The sequence below is a fragment of the Chryseobacterium sp. Tr-659 genome (genome assembly GCF_011752975.1).
Classification (GTDB): Bacteria; Bacteroidota; Bacteroidia; order Flavobacteriales; family Weeksellaceae; genus Chryseobacterium.
This window is the reverse complement of the sequence record NZ_VWWP01000011.1, coordinates 18518-39990: the sequence shown is the minus strand read 5'-3', so window position 1 is coordinate 39990 and position 21473 is coordinate 18518. Positions and strand designations below refer to the sequence as shown.

The 21473-nt window shown below is 35.6% G+C and carries 22 protein-coding genes and 1 tRNA gene; 15 read left to right on the top strand and 8 right to left on the bottom strand.

The genetic code is table 11. From position 1 onward, the window contains the following. The first annotated feature begins 95 nt into the window (after positions 1-95). From F3J23_RS19470 to F3J23_RS19435, 8 genes are all read left to right on the top strand, one after another. On the top strand, positions 96-713 hold the full coding sequence (locus F3J23_RS19470; protein WP_167032864.1) for a hypothetical protein: 618 nt from the start codon (positions 96-98) through the stop codon (positions 711-713). Positions 714-785: 72 nt separating this feature from the next. Next, complete coding sequence (locus F3J23_RS19465; protein ID WP_167032862.1) at positions 786-1076, top strand: winged helix-turn-helix domain-containing protein; 291 nt, start codon at positions 786-788, stop codon at positions 1074-1076. Between the two features lie 83 nt (positions 1077-1159). After that, positions 1160-1456, top strand: coding sequence for a hypothetical protein (locus F3J23_RS19460; RefSeq protein WP_167032861.1), 297 nt, complete (start codon positions 1160-1162; stop codon positions 1454-1456). An 11-nt stretch (positions 1457-1467) separates the two neighbouring features. Further along, positions 1468-1953: a Coq4 family protein gene (locus F3J23_RS19455; RefSeq protein ID WP_167032860.1), complete on the top strand. Its 486-nt coding sequence runs from the start codon at positions 1468-1470 to the stop codon at positions 1951-1953. 113 nt (positions 1954-2066) lie between these two features. Then, positions 2067-3437: a DUF4153 domain-containing protein gene (locus F3J23_RS19450; RefSeq protein WP_167032859.1), complete on the top strand. Its 1371-nt coding sequence runs from the start codon at positions 2067-2069 to the stop codon at positions 3435-3437. Between the two features lie 7 nt (positions 3438-3444). Then, positions 3445-4131 carry a DUF1361 domain-containing protein gene (locus tag F3J23_RS19445; protein WP_167032858.1) on the top strand — a complete coding sequence of 229 codons (687 nt, stop codon included), beginning with the start codon at positions 3445-3447 and terminating at the stop codon, positions 4129-4131. A gap of 75 nt (positions 4132-4206) precedes the next feature. After that, positions 4207-4746 (top strand): hypothetical protein, encoded by a 540-nt coding sequence (locus F3J23_RS19440; RefSeq protein WP_167032857.1) that lies wholly within the window; start codon positions 4207-4209, stop codon positions 4744-4746. A gap of 58 nt (positions 4747-4804) precedes the next feature. Then, positions 4805-5317 (top strand): hypothetical protein, encoded by a 513-nt coding sequence (locus F3J23_RS19435; protein WP_167032856.1) that lies wholly within the window; start codon positions 4805-4807, stop codon positions 5315-5317. A gap of 68 nt (positions 5318-5385) precedes the next feature. Here the strand turns inward: F3J23_RS19435 and F3J23_RS19430 are convergent, their stop codons facing one another. The 4 genes from F3J23_RS19430 to F3J23_RS19415 form a co-directional block, all read right to left on the bottom strand. After that, entirely contained in the window at positions 5386-7041 is a 1656-nt protein-coding gene (locus tag F3J23_RS19430; protein ID WP_167032855.1) for a S8/S53 family peptidase, read from the bottom strand. Between the two features lie 214 nt (positions 7042-7255). After that, positions 7256-8383: a serine hydrolase domain-containing protein gene (locus F3J23_RS19425; RefSeq protein WP_167032854.1), complete on the bottom strand. Its 1128-nt coding sequence runs from the start codon at positions 8381-8383 to the stop codon at positions 7256-7258. 54 nt (positions 8384-8437) lie between these two features. Continuing rightward, complete coding sequence (gene dtd, locus F3J23_RS19420; RefSeq protein ID WP_167032852.1) at positions 8438-8887, bottom strand: D-aminoacyl-tRNA deacylase; 450 nt, start codon at positions 8885-8887, stop codon at positions 8438-8440. 8 nt (positions 8888-8895) lie between these two features. Then, a complete protein-coding gene (locus F3J23_RS19415; RefSeq protein WP_167032850.1) occupies positions 8896-9351 on the bottom strand; it encodes a hypothetical protein in 456 nt (151 codons plus the stop codon). Between the two features lie 109 nt (positions 9352-9460). Between F3J23_RS19415 and greA the strand changes: the two genes are divergently transcribed. From greA to F3J23_RS19380, 7 genes are all read left to right on the top strand, one after another. Next, entirely contained in the window at positions 9461-9931 is a 471-nt protein-coding gene (greA, locus tag F3J23_RS19410; RefSeq protein WP_002981731.1) for a transcription elongation factor GreA, read from the top strand. 58 nt (positions 9932-9989) lie between these two features. Continuing rightward, on the top strand, positions 9990-10379 hold the full coding sequence (locus F3J23_RS19405) for an HIT family protein (protein WP_089696445.1): 390 nt from the start codon (positions 9990-9992) through the stop codon (positions 10377-10379). A 65-nt stretch (positions 10380-10444) separates the two neighbouring features. Then, positions 10445-11632, top strand: coding sequence for an ATP-dependent Clp protease ATP-binding subunit ClpX (gene clpX / locus F3J23_RS19400; RefSeq protein WP_167032848.1), 1188 nt, complete (start codon positions 10445-10447; stop codon positions 11630-11632). A gap of 74 nt (positions 11633-11706) precedes the next feature. Then, positions 11707-13659: a T9SS type A sorting domain-containing protein gene (locus tag F3J23_RS19395; RefSeq protein WP_167032846.1), complete on the top strand. Its 1953-nt coding sequence runs from the start codon at positions 11707-11709 to the stop codon at positions 13657-13659. A gap of 5 nt (positions 13660-13664) precedes the next feature. Continuing rightward, positions 13665-13877, top strand: coding sequence for a signal peptidase (locus tag F3J23_RS19390; RefSeq protein ID WP_167032844.1), 213 nt, complete (start codon positions 13665-13667; stop codon positions 13875-13877). Positions 13878-13938: 61 nt separating this feature from the next. Continuing rightward, positions 13939-15231: a TlpA family protein disulfide reductase gene (locus F3J23_RS19385; protein ID WP_167032842.1), complete on the top strand. Its 1293-nt coding sequence runs from the start codon at positions 13939-13941 to the stop codon at positions 15229-15231. 44 nt (positions 15232-15275) lie between these two features. After that, positions 15276-15349, top strand: a tRNA-Met gene (locus F3J23_RS19380). Between the two features lie 393 nt (positions 15350-15742). Here the strand turns inward: F3J23_RS19380 and F3J23_RS19375 are convergent. From F3J23_RS19375 to F3J23_RS19360, 4 genes are all read right to left on the bottom strand, one after another. Continuing rightward, a complete protein-coding gene (locus tag F3J23_RS19375; RefSeq protein ID WP_167032840.1) occupies positions 15743-17041 on the bottom strand; it encodes an HlyD family secretion protein in 1299 nt (432 codons plus the stop codon). 45 nt (positions 17042-17086) lie between these two features. After that, positions 17087-17281 (bottom strand): hypothetical protein, encoded by a 195-nt coding sequence (locus F3J23_RS19370; RefSeq protein WP_167032838.1) that lies wholly within the window; start codon positions 17279-17281, stop codon positions 17087-17089. Between the two features lie 73 nt (positions 17282-17354). Then, a complete protein-coding gene (locus tag F3J23_RS19365; protein WP_167032836.1) occupies positions 17355-19550 on the bottom strand; it encodes a peptidase domain-containing ABC transporter in 2196 nt (731 codons plus the stop codon). Between the two features lie 280 nt (positions 19551-19830). Continuing rightward, entirely contained in the window at positions 19831-21342 is a 1512-nt protein-coding gene (locus tag F3J23_RS19360) for a thioredoxin domain-containing protein (RefSeq protein ID WP_167032834.1), read from the bottom strand. Positions 21343-21473 lie beyond the last annotated feature (131 nt).

Genomic DNA, 21473 nt, shown 5'->3' with positions numbered 1-21473 from the left:
ATTGAAATTAGTAATAAATATTATTTTCAAAATTTGAAATAAATAATTGGAAGATTAAAAATTAATTATAACTTTGTAATTCAAAGTTCTTTTTTATGGATTCAAAAAACTATCACGAAGACTTATCTCATATCCGTTCCATGATGGAGCGATCTTCCAGATTTATTTCTTTAAGTGGTCTGTCTGGAGTAGTTGCCGGTTTAACAGCAATTATCGGAGCAATATATGTGTATTTTGTTTTTCAAAGGGAAGGAATCAATTATTTTGATGGTAACAGAAATATTTTTAATCCGGCTTTGGTGAAAGAACTTGTTGGGATTGGAATTGTCATTTTGGTGGTTGCAGTGCTTAGCGGATATATTTTTACTGCCAGCAAAAGCAAAAAGAAAGGCTTGAAAATCTGGGATGGCACAACGAAGCGTCTTTTAATTACTTTTGCCGTGCCTTTAGTAGCCGGAGGTTTTTTTTGCCTTGCGCTTCTTTATCACCATCTTTTCGTTTTCATAGCTCCTGCTACATTGATTTTTTATGGCTTAGCCTTAGTGGCTGCTGAACGATATACATTAACCGATGTGAAGTATCTGGGGTATCTTGAAATTATTTTAGGACTTATCTCTTTATTTATTTTAGGCTGGGGACTGTTGTTCTGGGCAATCGGATTTGGAATTTTGCATGTGGTCTATGGATTAATTATGCACAAAAAATATAAATAAAACCTAACTTTGCAAACTTTTAGCAGCAGCGCTCTGAATCTGTCTGCTGATCTCTGTTACATCTCAAATATTATGATCAAAATAAATCAACTCAATAAAGAATTTGAAAGCCGTGTAAGATTGGGCATTATGTCCGTTCTTATGGTGAACGACTGGGTTGATTTTTCTGAAATGAAAGCATTGCTTGAGATTACAGACGGGAATCTGGCCAGCCATAGTAACGCGCTTGAAAAGGCTGGATATATAGAAGTAAAGAAAGAATTTGTAGGTAAGAAACCCAAAACTTCTTATCGTGTAACACAGAGTGGAAGACAAGCATTTAACGAGCATTTGGATGCTCTGGAAAAACTGCTGGGACGATAGTCTTATATTTTTTTAAAAATTTACTTTGTAATTCAAAGTTCTTTGTTGTGTAAAAAGATATTATTGAAATAAAATTATAAATAATGGAAGATCAAAACATTTTAAACTTAAGTAGATCTATTTTCTGGGTATGCTTTTCAATGGGAACTATCTTCCTTCTGGGAGGGTTAATGACACGGCAGGATGATTTCGTAGTGGGAGGATATCTGTTATTGGTTTTAGCAGCGCCGTTAAACTTATTGTTCGCGCTAGGATTCCTGGTGTATGGTATTATTCATCGGTCTAAATTCATTGTTTGTTTAAAAGCAATTGGCATCCTTTGCATAAATATCCCAATTGCTATACTCTACACTATAATAGGATATAATTTAATTTTTTAAAACAATACATTATGAAAAAAATACGTGTTCAGTTTCTGCTTTTTGTGTACGATAAAACTCAAAAATTGTATAGAAAATACTTTAAAAAGAAAAAAAGACAATGGCAGTTCAACGAAAAACAGTTGTTGGAGTTCGAGGAAGATTCTCTCGGAAGAACACTTGGAGAATTTTATAAAAAACATGGATTTTCAATGATTCCCAAAATGGAAAACCACGATGTTCACCATCTGATTACCGGCTGTGGAACCCATTTCGAAGATGAAATCGCCATGCAATACCTTCTTCTGGGAAATGGAAAACTCAATGCCCATCTTTTAGCAGCTATCGTGTTAGGAACAATTATTCTACCTGAATATGTGAAAATTTATATCAAAGCTTACAGAAAAGGACAGAGTATGAGAACTTTTCATCATTGGGACTTTGAAGAATTGCTTTGGCAGAATTTTGAACACGTGAAAGACTTTATTCAACAGAAAGAAACAGTCACTCTTCATTAAGAATAGCTATCTGATTTCTTTTACCTTCATATAATAATAAAGTTTTGTCGGATCAATGACGTTCTCAAAATTTGAATCCTTCAATCTTTTAATTTTTTAAATCTTTAAATATCATGAAAACACATCACTATATATTTCTTACAGCCCTTTTGTTTGTTATTGTATTTTATGATCAGGACATCGGGCTGAATCTTGGAATTCTGGGAATTATTTACGCCGTATTGACATTGTTGAAAACAACGGGAAAGAACAAGACCAGAACAGTATACATTCTCTTTACAACAAGTATTCTTTCCAGTATAGCTTTTGCATGGTACGGAGATTTTCCATCCTTTCTGGCCGTAGTTAGCTCACTTCTTTTGTTAGCCTTCAAATCCAGAAACAGAAGAATGAAAGTACTCTTTCTGATTCCTGTTTTTATAGTGAACTGCATTACCTCTTTCTGTAGATTTTTCAGTTTCGATGAATGGCTGCCTAAGAGAAATATTCCAGGTCTATGGCAGAAAATTCTGGCTTTTATTCTGATTCCTCTTTTACTTCTGTCTGTTTTCTTTGGAATTTATTCCGCAGGAAGCACCCATTTTGCAGCATTGTTCACAGACTATGAATTGGATCTTAATCTTTGGCAGGTATTCTGTCTTTCAGCTTTAGGATTTTTCATTGCTTTTAATTACTGGAATTACGCAGTGGAAAAATTGATCTACAAAACCAACCATGTACTGGATAATGATTTTCAAAATGATTCCCGGATTCCTAAGGCTACCTATTCTTTCCTTGATTTAGATGCCGAAAGAATGAGTGGGGTAATCTCTTTCATTTCCCTGAATATTCTGCTTGTATTTTTCATCTTTACATACAATTACGAACAGTTTTATGAAGTATCCAAAACACCTGTCCAGCTTTCAGAAGAGACTCATGAAAGAGTAAATGCCGTGATCATGTCCATTATTATGGCTATTCTGGTGATTATGTTTTACTTTAAATCAGGTTTTAATTTTGATCCTAAAGCCGGATTGTTAAAAACTTTAGCCAGAATATGGATTTTCCTGAATGCTGCCCTTGTACTTTCAGCAGCGGTAAAAAACTACGAGTATATCGTAAATTATGGCTTTACTTATAAAAGATTAGGTGTTTTCGCCTTTTTACTATTATCTCTGGTTGGGCTTACATTGACGTTTATTAAAATTCGGAAGAGAAAAAGAAATGCTTATCTGTTCAATACTATGACGTGGTATCTCTATGGGACAATTTTACTATGCAGTTACATCAATTGGGGTGGCTTTATCACGTCACAAAATATGAAGCGAAAGGATTTTGTAGTAAGATACCATTTTAATTCAATTAATTTCAGTGAAAAAAAACTCATGGAATATGCCGAAGAAAAAGATGATCAGAAGCTTAAAAGTAATATTGAACATAAAATAAAGCAAGAGAAAACCAAAATATTCCTTTCAAAAGTTATCTACTATCAAACAGTTAAATAATTCTATAATGAAAAAATTAGTTGAATCACCAAGGTTTAAAATCAATGCGCTGTTGGTATTGATGACCTTATTTTGTTTCAGTCTGTCTGTTTTCAGATATTACATCAGTGATACCAAAGTGTTTTTATTCCTCAACTGGAATTTATTTCTGGCATGGATTCCCTTATTATTGAGCTCTTTGATACTAGTTTTTAAAATTAAAAGTAAAATTTCTCTGGCCCTGATTATTGTTGTATGGATCCTGTTTTTTCCCAATTCTCCCTATATTCTGACAGATCTTTTCCATTTAAAAACAAGAAATGCAGTACCCATATGGTACGATTTGATTGTGATCCTTTCCTATGCATGGACAGGTCTGTTGTGTGGCTTTATAAGTCTTAATGATATCGAGAAAAGTCTTTCCGGATATGGTAAAAGAAATATGATCAACGGAATAATTGTCATATTCCTTTTTATAAGCAGCTTTGGAGTATACTTGGGCAGATTTTTAAGATGGAACAGCTGGGATATACTTAATAACCCTTTTGGTCTATTTACAGATATTGTAGTCCGTTTTATCTATCCTATGGAATATACCAAGACCTGGGGAGTAACCGTTTTAATGGGAATTATGCTGAACTTTATGTACTTTACATTCAAATGGGCAGAAGTCAGTAATAATAATATCTTACAAAAGAAAAAGCTAAATCCTTAAAAAGAGTTGGAACAATTTTCGCATTTAACAATATCCAACAAAATGTAAACTGTTGCATTCTTAAAATTAATTATTATGAAAAAAAGTCTGTTGTTAATACCTTTGATTATCATTTCGTGTAAAAAAGAACCTGCTGTAACAACTTCTACAGATAAAGATTCTACAGTGGTAACAGAAATGCCGGATTCTGTCGTAAAAGCTGATTCCGCAGCATTGAGAAAGAAAGATTCAATTATTAACAATGCTCCGGCCACAAAAGAAGTTTTGCGTAAAGGTGTAATGAGAAGTGAAAAAGAAGGACAGATTATAAGAACAGCAGATGCTTCCCAGCTTCCTTTTACCTTAGGTGAAGAATTTGCAAAAGATGATCAGGAGCTGGTTTTAAAACTGACTCATTATGATCAGCCCAATATCAAAGCTAAAATTTCAACAAAAGAGAAAGATTTCAATATTCGTTTTAATCAAATCAAACTTCCAAACGGAGATTATGACGGGCCTTTCGGAAGAGAGATTACTTATGATACTCCCGGAAAAGGAGAGGTATGGCTGATTATCGGAAAGAGCAATATGGCTTCAGGCAATACAAAAGGCCATTTTACGGTAAGTGTAGAATAATATCAATCAATTTGGTACAATTTCTGCAAACTAACCCATGAGTTTAAAATTTAAAATTATGAAAAATATAGTTCTAACAGCAATGGCCGCTTCAGCTGTACTGGTAAGTTGCGGAACCGTACAGTCGCTGGTTCAGAATACATTTCCATACACAACAAATGTTTTAGTTTCAACAGGCGTTCCTGCTGATAAAGAAGTTTCTTCCACTGCAACGGCTACCAATGTACAAACATGGTTTGGAGGAAATAATAATGCACAAATTAAAGACGTAAGAATTTCTGATGCAAAAATTTCAGTGGCATCTCCTTCAGGAGGAAACTTAAGTGCATTCAAATCCGTTAAGATATACATTTCATCCAACGGAACAGGAGAAAGATTAGTCGCATCACGTTCAGGTATGTCTACTAATTCTTCCAGTCTGAATCTGGATCTGAATGATACAGGATTTCTGGATAATATTGTAAAAAGTTCTGGATTGACAGTAAGAACCGTTTATGAATTGAAAAATCAGACTTCTTCAGACATGAATATTAAAGTGGCACTTAATTTCAGCAGTGTTCCTGCGAAATAATGCTTAAAACAAATAAATAGAAACGCCTTCCGGATATCCGGAAGGCGTTTCTTGTATAAAATTTGAAACTATAATTTAGTGAATTTTTCAACAACTCTTCTCTGTCCTTCATTGATATTAATGATGTACTGTCCTTCCGGAAGACGCGATATATCAATCTTTTCATCTGCTGAAACCGAATTTTTTATCACTGAGCGTCCCTGCATATTAAAGATCTCTATATCCATCTTTTTATTTTCAGTATTTTGAATGGCAATATAATTTTTAGACGGATTTGGATAAATTTTAACCTCTAACGGTGATAACGTTTTTACTGGTTTTACAAGCTTGCCTTCCAATTGTAATATCGCATTTTTCACATTCGGAAGTGGTCCGATCTTTTGATTGGCAACTGTTCCTCCCTGAGGAATTCCTGTAGAAATTAAAAGATTCTTCATGGCAGCCGGAGTTAAATTCTGTCCTGTAGTCTGACGGTAGAAAGACTGAATCAATATAGCTGCTGATGCCACTGTAGGAGTAGCGGAGCTTGTTCCGTTGAAATAATTGTATGTTCTGTTGTTATCATTATCATACTTGGCATAAGAACCATAACCGGCAGCAAGAACATTGCTTCCCCAGCCCTGAACATCCACTCTGTTTCCGTAAGTACTGAAACTTAATTTTGAATGTGTCGTATTGGGAGATCCGGCTCCTACAATGATGGCGCCGCTATTTCCTCTGGACATATAGGATGCGTAGAAAGGATCATCCAGATTCTGATTTCCGTTTCCTGCAGCAGCAATAATGATAATTCCTGAATCAGTTGCTGCTTTGGTCATATCCCAGATCACTTTATCATATTCTGCAGGGCAATACTGTCCGTCTTTACCCCCTGTTTGCATTTCATATAAAATAATATCTCCGGCCTGAGATGCATTTATAGATCTGCTTACCGCAGATGCTCTGTTGTATCCTACGGTTGTCCATTCCATGTAACCTTTTATATCAGAAGCGCTGTACGCAGCACCGGTAAGCCCGATATTATCTTTTACCGAACCTAAAATACTTACTACGGCTGTACCGTGATCCCTGTAATTGTTTGCCGATAATCCTGAGTTAGGAGAGTAACCCGGTTCCAGCTGAATAGAGTTCTGATTGGCCAGCATTTCATGTGTTTTATAAAAACCATATTCTACATCACGAACACGGATATTTTGTCCGGTAATTCCTCTGGACCAGGCATATTTTGCATTAATACCAGGATTATCATTAAGATATGTCTGCAGGCTTTCCAGATCCGGAGTAACTACAAACATATTTACTAATGGAGGTTCAATAGGAGTACTGCTCATTACAGACACATATTCAATCTCAGGAAATCTTTCCAGAGTCTGGATTATTTTTTGAGAGGTTTCTTCGTTTTGAAAAGACAGGCTGGCTTTAAATATTCTTTTCAGTTTTTCAACAGATTCTCCCGAATTTCCAATTTCCCGGCTGCTTCTGGCCATTTCATCAAGTTTTTCATCTGTGAATGCCAGATCATAAGTAAATGAAATTCCGTTTTCTCTGGCAAACTTTTCCAGATCAGAATTTTTAACATACGCAGCCTTTTCTGAAGTAATGCCTTTAGAAAAGCAGACATAGATGTTCTTGCTTGAATCATTGTCCTTACCTGAGGAATTTTGCCCGAAATACAGAGTACTGCAAAATACACAAAGCGTAAAAAGTCTAGATGTTGTTTTCATATTATTTTTGTTAAATGGTTGTGAATCAGTTTTGATGTTTCCCAAAAATAATAATAAAATAAAAACAAATCACGTTTTTGTGAATTTATTTTAAAATAATAGAGTGCGAAAGTTGTCAATACATTCTCAGAGCTTTTGCAATGGGAATGTCCGACTGATTATCGTACATTTTATACCAAAAGCGTTTTTCAATACTTTTGAAAGACGCTTTTATTTAGTCAATATATTTCAGCTGAAGCAATATTCTTCTGATGTGTCCGGTAATAAATGCATTGTTATTGGTGAGCCAAATAATAGAAATTTCTTTTTTGGGGATCATTATTAAATGGGATTTAAAACCTCCCTGGTCTCCTGCATGCTCTATCACCTGTACATTTTCTTCTGTTTCTATACCAGAATAGAACCCGGGATGAACAAACCAGGTACCCGTATGGTCTGCAGGTTTATCACTCTTCCAGTTTACCGGTTTACGAACTGTTTGGGATTCTTTAATGCTTACACAGTCTGTAAGCTTACAGGTTTGAATGGCGGAGATATATTTTTTAAGATCATCAATAGAGCTCCACACCCCTCCATTACCTGCAGCGGTAAATGTCGGGTATTCACCGTAGTCATATTCCTGATACATTTTGTCTTTCAGTATGTAACCATGAGCTACATTTTTGTCCGGAAAACTTCCATCAGTTATGGTACTGTTTTTCATTCCTGAGGGTTTGAATATATTTTCTGAAATAAAGCGCTGCCATTTCATATGACTTGCCTTTTCAATAATCAATGCCAGTCCATTATAGGCGGGATTGGAATATTCATATTGGGTCCCCGGCTCAAAGTGTAATGAGTCGGTCAGTTGCAAAGGCTTAAAATTTTCTTCATCTTTTGCTGTAAGATAAAAAATACTGTCTTTTTCAACGTGCCTGAGATCAGGAAGCCCGGAAGTGTGGGTGAGAAGATGGCGAAGCTTAATGTCAGAAGCTATTTTCTTGTTTTTAAAATCCGGAAAAAAAGTAAGAAGATTGTCATCCGCAGAAAGTTTTTTTCTATTCTGAAGTATTAAAATTCCGTAAGAAACAAATGTCTTGGAAATGGAACCTAAATTTGAAACCGTTTTATTGGTAAATTTTTCTTTTGTCTTAAGGTCAGCTAACCCAAATGAATTTTCATACAGAGTTTTGTTTCCCTGCTGGATCAGAATACTGCCTCCTGGGCTATTGGGCTGGAAAACTGTTGAAAATGCTGAGTCCAGTTTTATTTTTAAAAATTCTTCCCGACTTTGGCCAGAACAGAAAAGTCCTGTACTGAATAAGACGAGAGCCAGGGATTTTAACTGAAGATTCTTGAGCATATGAATCATTTTATTCGTTGAGGAGACGGTTTTGTTTTTTTCCTGTTTCTGTGGTCAGCTTTTTGTGATAGAATCCATAACAATAGTCACAGGCCCGTCATTGATCAGAGAAACTTTCATATCTGCACCAAAGATTCCGCTTTCCGTTTTCAGCCCGGATTTTGCCATTTCTTCTTTAAAGTAATCAAAAAGAGGAACTGCTTTATCAGGTTTTGCTGCTTTAATAAAAGATGGGCGGTTGCCTTTCTTATAATCAGCGATTAATGTAAATTGGCTGATACAAAGAATTTCCCCGGAAATATCCTTTACCGAAAGGTTCAGTTTGTCATCTTCATCTCCGAAGATTCTTAGATTTAAAACCTTTTGTACTAGCCAGTCGGCATCTGTTTTTTCATCATTTTCATCCACACCCACCAAAAGCATCAGGCCTTTTCCGATTTCACCGGCAGTTTTACCGTCTACTTTTACACGGGCTTCGGAAACTCTTTGTATAACGATCTTCATTGTTTATTCTAATAATAAATGTTTAAAGTTTTACTTGCTGTATCATAGTTGTATGGGTATGTTTTAGGGGGAAGAGAGGTCTTTGCTCCCGATTCCGGCTGCCCCGTTCTTAAAATCCATCTTGTGTTGTCCTGCGGGCATAAAATGGCAATATTATCTTTTACTTCGAGTGTTGTGTTATTATCAGGGCAAATATGCGGTGCGTTCCGGTCGTATACCTTGAATGCATTTCCGGTACGAACCACAATCAATCCTCTCGTTCCGGACTGCTGTTCATTTACATAAACCCAGCCGTTATCATAATTCAAAGCATTATAGGCTGGAAGGTTTAAATTTAAAGTAACATTGATCGGATTATTCGGGAAACAGTTCACCGTATCTTCTCTGCTTCCGCAAGAGTTTATAGTTAAATTACTGAAAATCAATAAAATGAAAATGGTTAAGATTGAAAAAGTTTTTTTCATTTCAATTTAAATTTTTATATATTTGTAGAAATTAAACGATTACAACAAGAAAACATTGTCCGGCAAATGTCGGATTATTTTTTTATACTAAAACTAAATTTTGAAAATTATGGCAAGCTATGTTACAAAGGAGGGCCTAGAGAAAATGAAAGCTGAGCTGGAACAGTTGGAAACTGTAGAGAGACCAAAAATTACTCAGCAGATCGCAGAAGCAAGAGATAAAGGAGATTTGTCTGAAAATGCAGAATACGATGCGGCTAAAGAGGCTCAGGGGATGCTTGAAATGAGAATTTCTAAGCTGAAAGATGTTATTTCTACTTCTAAAATTATAGACGAAAGCCAATTAGATACTTCAAAAGTTTCCATCTTAACAACGGTGAAACTTAAAAATAATGCAACTAAGCAAGAGCAGGTATTTACATTGGTACCGGATAACGAAAGTGACCTTAAAACAGGGAAAATTTCTGTGAATACACCGATCGCTAAAGGTCTTTTAGGAAAAGCGATAGGAGAAACAGCTGAAATTACTTTACCAAACGGAAACAAACTATCTTTTGAAGTATTAGACATTTCTTTATAAGTCTGATACCAACTTTCTATTTCCGACTTCTAATTATCTAACCTTAACTTCTAAAAAAATGAGCACTATATTCACAAAAATCATCAATGGCGAAATTCCCTCGTATAAAATTGCGGAAGATGAAAATTTTATCGCATTCTTAGACGCAATGCCTTTGGTGAAGGGACATACCTTAGTAGTTCCAAAAAAAGAAGTGGATTTGATTTTTGATCTTGAAAGTGAAGAATACAAAAACCTTTGGGGATTTGCCCAAGAGGTAGCCAAGAAGATCAAAACTGCAATTCCATGTGTAAGAGTAGGAGTAGCCGTGGTAGGACTTGAAGTTCCTCATGCCCATATCCATCTGATTCCCTTAAATAAGATGGAAGACATGAATTTCAGAAATGAAAGATTAAAATTAACGAACGAAGAATATACAGAGATTCAACACTCCATTATTAATTCTTAAAAACCAGAAAATCGTAAAAAAGTAATTTTTTACGATTTTCTTTAACATATACATTATTATATAGTATGAACTCAAACCAATGTTCTTTCTGCGGCAGAAAAAGAAGTGAAGTACAGATGCTGATCTCTGGGCAGAATGGTTTTATTTGTGAAAATTGTATTGAGCAGGCGCACGCTATTGTAAAAGACGGCGCTTCCAAACAGGGATATTCACCTGCAGACAGTATGGATGAGCTTAAAAAGCCCAAGGAGATCAAGGAATTTCTTGATCAATATGTAATAGGGCAGGATCAGGCAAAAAAACAGTTGTCAATTGCGGTTTATAATCATTATAAAAGATTACTCCACGCTCAGGACGAAAACAGAGAAGTGGAGCTTGAAAAATCAAACATCATTATGATAGGGGAAACCGGAACCGGAAAAACCCTGTTGGCAAAAACTATTGCCAGAGAACTTAATGTTCCTTTCTGTATTGTGGATGCTACTATTTTAACAGAAGCCGGTTATGTAGGAGAAGATGTTGAAAGTATCCTGTCGAGACTGCTGATGGTAGCAGATTATGATGTGGAAAAAGCAGAAAAAGGAATTGTTTTCATTGACGAGATTGATAAGATTGCCAGAAAATCAGATAACCCGAGTATTACGAGAGACGTTTCCGGAGAAGGGGTGCAGCAGGGTTTATTGAAGCTTCTTGAAGGAAGTATCGTGAATGTTCCGCCTCAGGGGGGAAGAAAGCACCCGGATCAAAAATATATCCAGGTGAATACTCAGAATATATTGTTTATTGCCGGAGGAGCTTTTGATGGAATTAAAGAGATTATCGAAAGAAGGATGAATAAGCAGGCTATCGGTTTTAGCTCTGAAAAAATCAATAAAACAGACGAAGATGAATATGTATTAACAAATATTAATGCCATTGACCTTCGTTCTTTCGGATTAATTCCCGAACTTTTAGGAAGATTTCCGATCATTACTTACCTCGATAAACTCACAAAAGAAACGTTGGTAAGAATCATGAAGGAACCAAAAAATTCGATCGTGAATCAATTTGTGGAGTTATTTAAAATGGATGGCACAGATTTAGTAATAACAGACGGTGCGATTGAAAGGATAGTAGAAGAAACTATCGAAAAAGGATTAGGTGCGAGAGGGTTGAGAGGTACCACAGAAAAAGTTTTGGAAGACTATATGTTTTCAATCGGCGAAGAGAAAGAGATTGTCTTAACGGAAGATAATATTTTGATTAATAGATAAAATAATTTTTTTTTTAAGAAAAAAATAATACCTTTGCGGGTGAAGATTGTATTAACACACAAATAATTTATACAATGAGAAAAAGTTTATTTGCTATAGGTCTTTTAGCAATTAGTTACTCTGTTCAGGCGCAGATACTTTGTCATGTTGACACTAATGCTAATATGTATGTGAGCGAAGGCACCCTAGTTTATAGTGGTGGAGGTGTACAAACAAGAGGTAATGGCCTTTTGGACGTACATGGAAATATCATGGTTGTAGGATCAGGTACAGATAGTTTTAAAACAATTGATGCTACCGGAGCTGATAAAACAGACGGTGGGAATATTATTTTAAGATTGAATACCCCTGCTACTTTTGCTACTTCCACGTATGGCCAGTTGTACATCGATGGATTATCCCAATCCAATGTTACCGGTGTTGTAAGTAAAGAATACAGAACAACAAGCCAGGGTACTAATGGTAATTATTTCCAACAGATTGCTTTACCTTTCTTTGGTAAAACGTTGAGTACATTATCTACTGAACTTGGTAAAACCTTTAATACCGGAAGATATAGCAACCCTATTCTGAAATGGGATAATACGAATGCTGTTTCCGCCCACTTTACAAATTTAGCAACTACTACCACTGATGGTTCAGGGTATTATATGCTAAAAGTTTCCAACAATGACTGGAATCCTAGTGCTCCTGCATCAGGAACCGTTTTCACAATTAACGGAAAACCATATGCTCCGTTTGCAGCGAATGTATCTTTACAAAATGCAGCAGCGAATGTAAGTTTTGGAAATAACGGGTATGGTGTCAATGCTTATAACGAGCAGTACAATACTTACCTTGATGATTCCTTTGAATTTACATTGACCCCATGGTCCGGAACATTTGGAAAGAATTTTTATCAATTCGGAAACCCGTTCCTTACTAATCTTGATTTATCTAACATCGGATACACTGAAAGTGTTACAGGATCAGACGGAAATGCTGTAAAAAATATCTGGGGTATTGAATACAATCCAGGTACAATTGTTACACTTTCAAATGGTTCTACATACGCTACAGGTTCTAAGGTGGTTACTTTCTTACCTACTGGTGATGGAGTAGCTCCAGCTGTAGGAGATGTAGATTTGGCAGTTATGAAACCAATGCAGTCGTTCAAGATCAAATTAAGAGATAATACAGCTCAGACTTTGAACTTTAATACGCTAAGAAGATTCAAGCAAACTGCAAGAGCAGCTGCAACTCCTTATGACGTAACTGCTGCTAAAGGGGTTAGTAACACCAGCGGAACTGTAAAACAGTTAGGAGTAATTGGTCTTGATGCTAACGGAAATGAACTTTCGAGAACATATTATGTAGTTTCTCCAAATTCAACTACTGGACATCAGATTTCTACAGCAACTACAGTTCAGGCTTCAGCCGGTAAAAATATCATCGGTACTTTTGAAGAATCACTGAATGGTGGTTACGATAATAACTATACTAATTATTGGTTATATATTAACGAGGCTAATGAAGATAACTTCAAAGGTAAGAATGTTAAGTTGGTAAACTATAAGCTTGATCAGGTTAAGTCTTATAAATTTGAGATCAGAGAAAATGCAGAGTTAATTCCTGCAGGTGCACATCAGCTGTCTTCAGGTATTGGTTTCTACTATAAAGCAGAAAACGGTACATTAATGGAGGCTAAGCAGGGAGATGTTGTAGCTTCTACGACTACAGATTCTGATCTTTACTATGGAGAGCCTAGCAATGCAACATTGACAACAAAAGATGACAAGGCTACAGCTTCAAAAACATTGGTGGTTTATGATCCTTCAATTACAAACTATATTGTTAGATTTGATCCTAAGTGGAAAAAAGCAGATATTGAGGTTTATGATATGAGTGGTAAACTGGTAATCTCTAAAAAAGCAGTTGATGCGTCCAGAGATTTTGTAATCGAGCTTAATGGCTCAGTTAGAAATTCTTACATCGTAAAAATTGTTTCTGATAAAGGAGAAACTGTTAACACTAAAATCTTAAAATAATCAATATGAAAACTATTAATAAATTAACATCAGCTCTTTTCTTTTTTGCTGTATTTTTAGCAAACGCAGCCCCCCCTATTCCGGGTGGTGGTGGAAACGGAGGAAACGGTACAGGAGCTCAAGCTTCTCCGATTGATCTTTATGTATATGTACTGGCAATCGTAGCGATCGGTTTTATTGTTTACTTTACTAAAAAGTATAAAAACGTAAAAGCATAAAATTTTATTAAAATAATATTAAACTCTCTGATTAATCAGGGAGTTTTTTTATTTTTACTCTATGAAAAAGATTTATACGCTATCTGCGGTTTTAGCTGCATTTGCTGCACAGGCTCAGTTCACTGTTACAGTTCAGACACCAGCAGACTTTAAAGATCAGGACGCTATTCTATATACATTAAACGGCTCAAAAGATATTATTGTTACTAAAGAACAAAGTAAGAATAATACCTGGACGTTTAAATACCCAAACAATTATATGGGAATGATGAAAGTCTATTTCCCAAACTCTAATAATACGGTAAGCTTTATTTCTGAAAATAAAAATGTCAACTTCAAATTAGATATTCAGAATAATAAAATTAAAGATGTTGCCTATTTAGATGAAGCAAATGACCTGATGAGTAAACAACAGGAAGGATCTCAGAAAAAAGAGCTTATCCTGCCGGCTTTAGCACAGATCAAAGAATATTACAAAGATAATACGGAATTCGGAAAAGCTCTGAAGGCAGAAATTGGGAGGCTTTCCGGGACTTCCAGTTCTATTGATGCAGCGCAGCATCCTTTTATAGTCTATTATAATACGAATTACAGCAAGTTCTTGTCTAATTCACCCGATTCGTCCAAAAAAGTAAATCAGGAGGAAATAATTAACTTTCTGGACAAATCCGGAGATATGCTGGAAAGCTCATCTTTATTAAGACCTGTATTGGTAGCCTATCTGAATTCAGCAGGAAATACAAATGTTGCAGGGTCTGTTGATAAGTTATTAGACCGCTTAAAGGTTGAAACACCAAGAGGACAAACCGTTTTATCAGAGCTTATCGATATTTTTGATGTGTATCAGATGGATGAGTTTAAAAGCAAATACCTTTCTCTTGCAAAGAATTTAAAGTGTACCATTAACGACAGGCTTGCTTCTACATTAAAATCGAATGCCAACATCGAAATGGGGGCTGCTTTCCCTAATTATAAGTTCCAGTCAGCGACTAATACTACTGCGAAGTCATTATATGATGTAAAGGCAGATAAAAAAATAGTTGTTTTCTGGTCTTCCACATGTTCACATTGTGAGAGTGAACTTCCGAAGCTATTGGAAAAATATAATGATTTAAAAGCAAAAAATATTCAGATTGTTGGTCTGTCTTTAGATGTAGATAAGAATTCTTACACTAAAAAGATTGCTGCATTTCCATGGGTGAATGATTCAGAATTGAGAGGATGGAACAGTAGTTACACAGATACGTATAATATTCATGCAACTCCGACGTATTTTATTTTAGATGCTAACAATAAGATAATCAGCAAACCAGATCATGTTGGGGATGTTTTGGAATATTTTAAGTTAAAATAATTTTGGTAGTAAAGAAATATTTTCTATATTTGCACCACCAAAACGGCGAGGTAGCTCAGTTGGTTAGAGCGCAGGATTCATAACCCTGAGGTCACGGGTTCAATTCCCGTCTTCGCTACGATAAACCGCAATCATTGATTTAATGATTGCGGTTTTTAATTGTAGAAAGGCCATAATTTTACTTTCCAATTTCTTCAAAAGATTTTCACTTTTACAATTTCCTGTCTTTCGGATCAGAATAATGGAGATCGGTTTTAGATTTCTATCATAATAAAATCCGTTTATTGAGATATTTGTTTTTCTACATTAGATTAAGATTGTATTCCTCACATATCCGTCTTTTATTGTTTTTTTAGAATTTTGCGGCAATTTTGTATGCCTATTGAGATAAGGACTGATAGGATAGTCCTTTTTTTCCGAAGGGAAATCACAGTATTGAATTTTTATAATATAATAAAACAAGAGCCGTTTCACGATTTGTAAAACGGCTCTTGTTTTGTATGGCCTTTTATCAGGCCTGATATCCAAGCAGCTTTCTGATCTGATAGAAGAATCTTTCAATAAGTCTGAGATCCTGAGTTACGATCTCAGCACTACCTCTGAGCTCTTTATCAAAAGTAAGATTTTGGTTATAGCTTGTTTTTAATCCTTTCGGTAAAATCACATCCACGTAATAATTCCCTTTTTCATCCGGAATTAGAGAAATGTTTTGTACTTTTCCCTCGATAATACCATATTCCTGAAAACGGTAGTTGTCCAATTTGATGAGTACCTTTTCACCCGGAACGATTTTTCCTGAATTAACTGTAGGAACGGACATACGACCCACTAATTTCTCTTTATTTTTGGGAAGGATAGACAGGATAGGTTCTCCCGCTTTTACAAACTGATTTTCACCAAAAAACTGCTGGAAACTGGCAACACCATCAGTAGATGATATAACAAGATAGTTCTGTTCCCATTGTTTTAAAGATTTTCTCAGCTGCTCAAGAAGCTGTAACGTTTGTGAAGAATAGGTAATTCTGTCTTTTTCTGTGTTAATGGCAGTTCCGCTTTTGGTTTTATTAAGATTGGATATCCCTTCCTCCATCTGCGAAATGGAAATATTAAGGTTTTCCAGATTTTGTTGAGCCTGTAAATATTTAATCTTTTCATTTTCAAGCTCCATAGCGGAAATAACTCCCTGGTTAAACAAATCTTGAGATCTGTTGAAATTCTTTCTTGTAAGGTCATACTTTACACTTTCAAGGCTTTTCTGTTGTTTCATGGTCGCAATTCTTACTCTGTATTCAGAAATGCTCTGGTTGGCAGCAAGATTTTCAGGAGCATAAGGCTGGAGTCTTGTAAACAATTCTTCATCCTGAAAGGCTTTCGCGAAACTGTTATATTCCCCCTGCAGTTCTCCAAGCTTAAACCTTGAAGTCTTAGAAAGAGGAAAACTATATAGTCTATCCGGAGTAATGGAATCTACTAATTTTTTGAGTTCTAAAATATCCTTATAACTGGCGGCAGACTGCATTACCATCAGTACATCGTTCTTTTTAACTTCCTGATGATCTTTGATGAATATTTTTTCAATCTTAGAATTTGTTCTTGCCTCTATCTTCTCCGGAGGGTTTTGTGAGGTTACAATAATAGGGGCCGGAACAAATTCCGGATATTTTATAATATAGCTCATAACCAGAATGAGCAATAGTATGATAAATATAATGGTGTTTCCCCAGCGTATCATCCAATGGGGAGGCTGGGTAAGAATATCCTGTACGCTTTCTGAGCGAAGTTCAATATTGTCTAAAACGTCTTCTTTCATTGTTCTGAGGTAAAATTTCCCCCATGTTTCAGAGGGAATATAATTTTAAATAAATGGGCAGGTCCCGTCATACCACTCTGGTGGTGAAGTATCTGCACCAGGAGGGCATTCAAAATGATGCATACGGCATGAAACCCAGCTGCCAAGACACCAAGATCCACAGCAATTTTTACCAGGAAGGACTTCTCCTCCACTTACAAAAGCCAAATCTTTTCTCGAAAGTTTTTTTAGATTTTTCATGATTAATTATTGTTTTTATCTTTCCTACTCTATAAGCTTTTCGGATTCCGCTTTATGTTGATTCTCATGATGGTTAACTGCCTAATTCAAGCTGGTTTCTTACCAGTCTGTAATATTCTCCTCTCAGGTCTACAAGTTCCGCGTGGCTGCCTTCTTCCACTACTTTTCCCTTATCAAGAACAATGATTTTATCAGCATGTCTTACAGTGGAAAGTCTGTGGGCAATAACAACAGCTGTTTTTCCTTTGAAGAACTGTTCAAGATTTTCCATAATTACTTTTTCATTATTGGCATCCAGTGCTGATGTAGCTTCGTCAAATAAAATATATTCCGGAGATTTGTAAACAGCTCTTGCAATGAAAAGCCTCTGTTTCTGCCCGCCACTTACTCCAACTCCTTCATTTCCGATCTTTGTATTATAGCTTAATGGAAGACTTTCAATAAATTCTTTGATATTGGCAATTTCTACGGCACGTCTTAATTTTTGCTTATCAATATGATCTTCACCCACAGCAATGTTATTGGCGATAGTATCGTTAAATACATAACCTTCCTGCATTACCACTCCACAATGATCCCTCCAGAATCTTGGAGAAACATTCTTCATATTGGTATTTCCGATTTTAATTTCTCCCTGATCAGGGTCATAAAACTTCATCAGCAATTTCAGAAGGGTTGTTTTTCCACTTCCGCTTGCCCCTACGATAGCAGTTGTTTGCTGGTAAGGAATAGTAAGATTTAAGTTTTCAAAAACCGGAACATCAGAACCAATATATCTGAATGACATGTCTTTAATCACAATATCTTTTTTCGGAACTTCCATGGCGTACTGCTCATTCTTATCTTCTTCATCATCTTTATCGTGGATTTCGCCCAATCTTTCCAAAGAGATTTTGGCATCCTGAGTCTGTTTGATAAAGTCAATCAGCTGTAGGAGAGGACTGTTCAATTGTCCGATGATATATTGTACAGAAAGCATCATCCCTAAAGTAAGATTACCGCTTAAAACTAATTTAGCAGAAAGGAAACTCACCAGAATATCTTTCATCTGATTGATGAAATTTCCTCCCACAGATTGCCATTGTTCTAATGAAAGGGATTTTATTCTTATTTTAAATAATTTTACCTGAAGGAATTCCCAATCCCATCGTTTCTGCTTTTCGGCGTTATGCATTTTGATCTCCTGCATACCGTTGATCAGTTCGATTACTTTACTCTGTTCCTGGGAAACCTGGGAAAATCTTTTATAATCCAATTCCTTTCTCTTTTTTAGAAAGAAGCTGATCCATCCGATATATAATACAGCTCCTACAAGATATACAAGAAAAAGCCTGTAATCATAAAAAAGTAAGACAATACTGAAAATAATCAGATTGACCAAAGAGAATAATGTATTCAGTGAAGAGCTGGTAAGAAGTTGTTCAATCCTGTGATGGTCATTAATTCTCTGCATGATATCTCCCGTCATTCTTGTATCAAAAAAGCTTATAGGCAGCCTCATTAGCTTGATAAAGAAGTCTGAAATGATCGAAATATTAATCCTTGCGGAAAGGTGAAGAAGAATCCAGCTCCGGATTGTTTCAATACCCATTCTCCCAAGGAATAACATGATCTGTGCAAGCAGAACCATATAAATAAAATTAATGTCCTGATTCTGTATCCCGACATCTACGATACTCTGGGTAAGGAAGGGAAATATCAGGGAAAGTAAACTTCCGCCCAAAAGTCCTACTGCAAGTTGGATAACAAGTGATTTATACTTAAGAAGATATTTGGATAAAAAGGTAAAACTGGCCTTACTTTCCTCAGCATCAAATTCAGTCTGGAAAAATGCCGGGGTTGTTTCCAGAATCAGGACAATACCTTCTTCTGTATTTTCATTGGCATTTTCCCCAATCCATGATTTGATGAACTCTTCACGTGTATAAGTAATCAGTCCGTAGCTGGGATCTGAAATATATACTTTGTTATTTTTATCAATTTTATAAACAACTACAAAATGATTTTTATTCCAGTGTGCAATACAAGGAAAAGGAACTTCTTCTGTGAGGGTATTAAAGTCAATTTGTACACCCATTGAACGGAATCCCAGGTTTTCTGAGGCATCACTCAATCCAAGAAGGCTGCTTCCTTCGCGGGTAGTTTCAGAAAGGTTACGAATTTGCTGCAAGGATATACTTTTACCGTAATATTTACTTACGATCCTAAGGCAGGTCGGGCCACAGTCTTTAGTGTCCGGTTGCTTATAAAAAGGAAATTTTTTTTTCAAAACTACTACTCATTATAAAATGCCGTCAATGGATGACGACATTTTTACTTTAATTCAATTATAATTCAATAAAATGGTCTACTGAAAACAGCTCCATTTGTTGCATGCGTCTTATGGTTATTTTAGGAAGAGAACACTCAGTTAAGTTTAGTATCAGAGGGGTTTCTCAACTTATATTTCCCAACTATTTCCGGTAATAATTTTATAATTTTCTGTTTTCCGGAGGTCGTTTTTGTTTTTCCTAAGATAGTGAAATTTTTGAATGGATGAGATTTATTTACTAAAGTTCATCATCTTCAATTAACTCATCAATAAAGAACACAATATCTTCACGATCATACTTGTCCGGGAACTGGTATCCGTTAATAATAAAGATCGGAGTAAAGCTTAATCCTGCATTGCTGTTTTCTCTGGACATTTCAACCAGAGGATTCAGATTTTCTGAGGTTACAGTTCCTCCGGAAAGCTCATTGATTTGACTTTCGTCTTTTGTTTCAAACCATTTTTCCACAGCGTGTAAGAATTCCTTTTCAGGTTTGTTATGATAAATATGAGTAAGGTCTGATATAAGCTGTGTGTATTTATCGTGTGTTCTTTCAGGCGTATAGTTGAATCTCATCTGTAGAGAAATATCATTTGGATATTTTTCCAGAAGACTTTCTGCCAGTTTGTGGGCATCCTTACAAAAACCGCAATAAGGATTGGAAACGATGGCAATACGAAGTTTTGCCTCTTTATTTCCCACTGAAAAAGTTTGATTATCCTGAAATTCTATTTTTTCGTTGGTCTGCATCTGGCTTTTGAAAAGCTCATAATTTCTTTTAAATCTAAGATTCTTTGCATTAGATTTCTGAAGGTCTTCTTTTTGCTCAAGAAGTGTATTGAAATAAATAATAGAAGAAAAGATTAAGGCCCATAGAATAACAGTCAGTAAAAGTGCCCCCACTGTAAAAGAAAGATCCTGGAAGAAGAGAATACTGATCACCAATTGACCTGCAAGAATGGAGATGATCAAAAGACATACTCTACAAAACGTTTTCTCTACAAAAGCCTGAATATATAAAGAATATCCAATTGCCAATACGGAAACAAACGTAAATCCTTTTACGATATAAGCCGTTGCCGGTAAGAAAAGTCCCAATACGGCAAGTCCTGCAAAATAGATCAGTGAAAAATCTGAAAATTTTAATCCTAAGATACTGGTTTTATCCTGTTTGATGATCTTATCACATGAATTGGTAGTTTGGGTAGCTGCGGCACCGCCTCCACATATACTTCCGATTACAGTAGAGGTATTCCCGAATTTCTGATTGAAAATTTCAAGGGAAATATATACTCCTGCCAGCGAAAGAAGATTGAAGACCGCTTCATATATAGTCTGGCTTATAAAAGAATAAGCTAGAATAACGGCAAAAATTCCATAGAGTACCGGTTTGAAATTAAAGGCCAGTTTACTTTCTGCACTTTCCGTTTTTTCAAACAGCAGTACAAAGTCTGTAGATTTATTATAAAGCTCTTCTTTATCAAAATTTTTAGCCTTTTCTGAATAAACCGCATAACCGTTTCCTGATTTTTTTACCAAAGAGAAAGAATTTTCAACAATTGCAATAAATTCTTCCGGAAGTTCATCCCAATATTCTTTGTCAAGTTCATAAGCATCATTTTTTACTCCCATAAAGTTAAGGGTATCACTAAAAGCCAATGCGGACGGGTAATTTGGATGAGAATTGAACTGGAATGTGAATTCCTGTTTATCAAGTTTTAGATAGTTAATTAGTTTGTCAAAAATCATATTAATATTTTTATCTAAAATACACAGATGTTTTAAATATACAAAAATATTTTTCTTTTATTAGTGAGATAAAATCGGTTGTTAGTAGATTTGGTTTGAGTTTCAATATTTTATTTTCGGAGTCGCCTTTT

Bases quoted from the DNA above. Each gene is read 5' to 3' on its own strand.
- F3J23_RS19435 (WP_167032856.1), top strand. From the start codon at position 4,805: ATGAAAAATATAGTTCTAACAGCAATGGCCGCTTCAGCTGTACTGGTA.
- F3J23_RS19450 (WP_167032859.1), top strand. From the start codon at position 2,067: ATGAAAACACATCACTATATATTTCTTACAGCCCTTTTGTTTGTTATT.
- clpX (WP_167032848.1), top strand. From the start codon at position 10,445: ATGAACTCAAACCAATGTTCTTTCTGCGGCAGAAAAAGAAGTGAAGTA.
- F3J23_RS19360 (WP_167032834.1), bottom strand. From the start codon at position 21,342: ATGATTTTTGACAAACTAATTAACTATCTAAAACTTGATAAACAGGAA.
- greA (WP_002981731.1), top strand. From the start codon at position 9,461: ATGGCAAGCTATGTTACAAAGGAGGGCCTAGAGAAAATGAAAGCTGAG.
- F3J23_RS19455 (WP_167032860.1), top strand. From the start codon at position 1,468: ATGAAAAAAATACGTGTTCAGTTTCTGCTTTTTGTGTACGATAAAACT.
- F3J23_RS19445 (WP_167032858.1), top strand. From the start codon at position 3,445: ATGAAAAAATTAGTTGAATCACCAAGGTTTAAAATCAATGCGCTGTTG.
- F3J23_RS19395 (WP_167032846.1), top strand. From the start codon at position 11,707: ATGAGAAAAAGTTTATTTGCTATAGGTCTTTTAGCAATTAGTTACTCT.
- F3J23_RS19370 (WP_167032838.1), bottom strand. From the start codon at position 17,281: ATGAAAAATCTAAAAAAACTTTCGAGAAAAGATTTGGCTTTTGTAAGT.
- F3J23_RS19375 (WP_167032840.1), bottom strand. From the start codon at position 17,041: ATGAAAGAAGACGTTTTAGACAATATTGAACTTCGCTCAGAAAGCGTA.
- F3J23_RS19390 (WP_167032844.1), top strand. From the start codon at position 13,665: ATGAAAACTATTAATAAATTAACATCAGCTCTTTTCTTTTTTGCTGTA.
- F3J23_RS19460 (WP_167032861.1), top strand. From the start codon at position 1,160: ATGGAAGATCAAAACATTTTAAACTTAAGTAGATCTATTTTCTGGGTA.
- dtd (WP_167032852.1), bottom strand. From the start codon at position 8,887: ATGAAGATCGTTATACAAAGAGTTTCCGAAGCCCGTGTAAAAGTAGAC.
- F3J23_RS19440 (WP_167032857.1), top strand. From the start codon at position 4,207: ATGAAAAAAAGTCTGTTGTTAATACCTTTGATTATCATTTCGTGTAAA.
- F3J23_RS19470 (WP_167032864.1), top strand. From the start codon at position 96: ATGGATTCAAAAAACTATCACGAAGACTTATCTCATATCCGTTCCATG.
- F3J23_RS19415 (WP_167032850.1), bottom strand. From the start codon at position 9,351: ATGAAAAAAACTTTTTCAATCTTAACCATTTTCATTTTATTGATTTTC.
- F3J23_RS19405 (WP_089696445.1), top strand. From the start codon at position 9,990: ATGAGCACTATATTCACAAAAATCATCAATGGCGAAATTCCCTCGTAT.
- F3J23_RS19425 (WP_167032854.1), bottom strand. From the start codon at position 8,383: ATGCTCAAGAATCTTCAGTTAAAATCCCTGGCTCTCGTCTTATTCAGT.
- F3J23_RS19465 (WP_167032862.1), top strand. From the start codon at position 786: ATGATCAAAATAAATCAACTCAATAAAGAATTTGAAAGCCGTGTAAGA.
- F3J23_RS19385 (WP_167032842.1), top strand. From the start codon at position 13,939: ATGAAAAAGATTTATACGCTATCTGCGGTTTTAGCTGCATTTGCTGCA.
- F3J23_RS19430 (WP_167032855.1), bottom strand. From the start codon at position 7,041: ATGAAAACAACATCTAGACTTTTTACGCTTTGTGTATTTTGCAGTACT.